The organism is Rahnella contaminans (genome assembly GCF_011065485.1).
GTDB classification, from domain to species: Bacteria; Pseudomonadota; Gammaproteobacteria; order Enterobacterales; family Enterobacteriaceae; genus Rahnella; species Rahnella contaminans.
In genome coordinates this window covers 1-2,482 of the sequence record NZ_JAADJS010000013.1, presented here as the reverse complement: position 1 = coordinate 2,482, position 2,482 = coordinate 1, and the positions used below count along the sequence as shown (strand labels likewise).

Below are 2,482 nucleotides of genomic sequence, written 5' to 3'. Positions count from 1 at the left end.
CCCTACAGCAGACGGTTCGCCGTCTGCTGTTTTTGTTGTTTCCAAAACTGCCCTGCTTCCCGGACGGTTTCGTAAACACCAAATAATTCGGACATCGACCTTATGGGCCTGGGTTCCTGCAAAGGAAAGGCTAAGGGCGGTAGCATACCCAAAAAAGGAATTGAGCATGGAACACCAGTCAGCCGTTTTACTTCGTCGTCTGAACCCGTATTGCGCGAAAGCGCTGGAAGCTGCCGCGACGCTTTGCCAGACCCGCGCACATGCGGAAATCACGCCTGAACACTGGTTGCTGAAACTGCTCGAACAAGGCGAAGGCGACATCACCGTGCTGGCGCGCCGTTATGAATGGGATATGGACGCGCTCTGGCAAAGCCTGCTGGCCCATCTCGATGCCCTGCCGCGTTCCGTGCGCACCCGTCCGCAACTCTCCGATGATTTGCAGACGCTGATGAAATCTGCGTGGCTGGCCGCCTCTTTGCAGGACGACAACCAGACTATCCGCAGCGTGAATCTTCTCGAAGCCCTGATCGCCAAACCTAAACTGCTGCGCTGCGAAGGCCTGTGGCCGCTGTTCAGCCTGAGTGAAGAACATCTCCGCCGTCTCAAACCGATGCTGGATGCGGTGTCCGAAGAGCGTTCAGCGCTCCAGCAACAGGAAAGCCTGAACATGCCGGTGTCCTCGCTGAATGAATCTTCTGCCACGCCGAAAGCCGACAACCTCTCCAGCCACGGTCTGAGCGAAGCCCTGCAAGCCGCACTGGATAAGTTCACGCTGGACGTCACCGCAAAAGCGAAAGCCGGGCAAATTGATCCGGTATTTGGCCGCGATAACGAAATCCGCCAGATGGTTGATATCCTCTCCCGCCGCCGTAAAAACAATCCGATCCTCGTGGGCGAACCGGGCGTGGGGAAAACCGCGCTGGTGGAAGGACTTGCGCTGCGCATCGCGGAGGGGAACGTGCCGGACAGCCTGAAAACGGTCAGCCTGCGCACGCTGGATTTGGGTCTGCTTCAGGCCGGTGCGGGCGTTAAAGGGGAATTCGAACAACGTCTGAAAAACGTCATCGACGCCGTCCAGCACTCCCCGACGCCGGTTATCCTGTTTATCGACGAAGCACACACCATCATCGGGGCAGGCAATCAGGCCGGTGGCGCGGACGCCGCCAACCTCCTCAAACCCGCCCTTGCCCGCGGCGAACTGCGTACCATCGCCGCCACCACCTGGTCGGAATATAAACAGTTTTTTGAACGCGACGCCGCCCTCGAGCGCCGCTTCCAGATTGTCAAAGTCGACGAGCCGGACGACGAGATGGCCAGCCTGATGCTGCGCGGCCTGAAATCCCGCTACGCCGGACATCACGGCGTACACATTACCGATGAAGCGGTAAAAGCCGCCGTCAGCCTGTCGCGCCGCTATATCACCGGCCGCCAGTTGCCGGACAAAGCGGTGGATTTGCTGGACACCGCCAGCGCCCGCGTCCGTATGAGTCTCGATACGTTGCCGGAAGATTTAACCCGTCTGAAAGCGCAAATCACCGCGCTGGAAATGGAAGAACAGGCACTGCTGGAAGATATTGCGCTGGGCAACAAAACGCACGGCGATCGCCTTGAAAAGATTGAACAGGAGACCGACCGTCTGAGCAAACAACTCACCGCGCTGGACACGCAGTACCACGCGGAGAAAGCCCTGACGCAGCAACTGCTGGAGACCCGCCAGGACATCAGCCGTCAGGAAGAGATCGCCAGCCTGCAGGATCAACTCAGCCATTTGCAGGGCAACGCGCCGCTGCTGAGTCTGGATGTTGATGTGCGCACGGTGGCTACCGTGATTGCCGACTGGACCGGCGTGCCGTTGTCCAGCCTGTTAAAAGACGAACAGACAGATTTGCTGCAACTTGAAAATCACCTGGGGCAGCGCGTCATCGGGCAGGATCGCGCGCTCATGGAAATGGCGCAGCGTCTGCGCGCTGCCAAAACCGGCCTGACGTCGGAAAACGGTCCGCTGGGCGTATTCCTGCTGGTCGGGCCGAGCGGCGTGGGTAAAACCGAGACCGCGCTGTCACTCGCCGACTGCCTGTTCGGCGGCGAGAAATCCCTGATTACTATTAATCTCAGCGAATATCAGGAAGCGCATACCGTTTCCCAGCTTAAAGGTTCCCCACCGGGCTACGTCGGCTACGGTCAGGGGGGCATTCTGACCGAAGCCGTGCGCAAACGTCCGTACAGCGTCGTCCTGCTCGATGAAGTCGAGAAAGCGCACCGCGACGTGATGAACCTGTTCTATCAGGTCTTCGACCGCGGCTTTATGCGCGACGGCGAAGGGCGGGAGATCGACTTCCGAAATACCGTCATCCTGATGACCGCCAACCTTGGCAGCGACCACATCATGCAGCTGCTGGAGGAACAACCGGAAGCCACTGACAGCGATTTGCAGGAAATGCTGCGCCCTATTCTGCGCGATCACTTCCAGCCCGCGCTGCTC

The 2,482-nt window shown here is 59.1% G+C and carries 1 protein-coding gene; it reads left to right on the top strand.

The features are described 5' to 3' along the window. Nucleotides 1-166: 166 nt before the first annotated feature. Nucleotides 167-2,482 (top strand): type VI secretion system ATPase TssH (gene tssH / locus GW579_RS23720; RefSeq protein ID WP_165062254.1); only part of this gene is annotated, 2,316 nt, incomplete at its 3' end.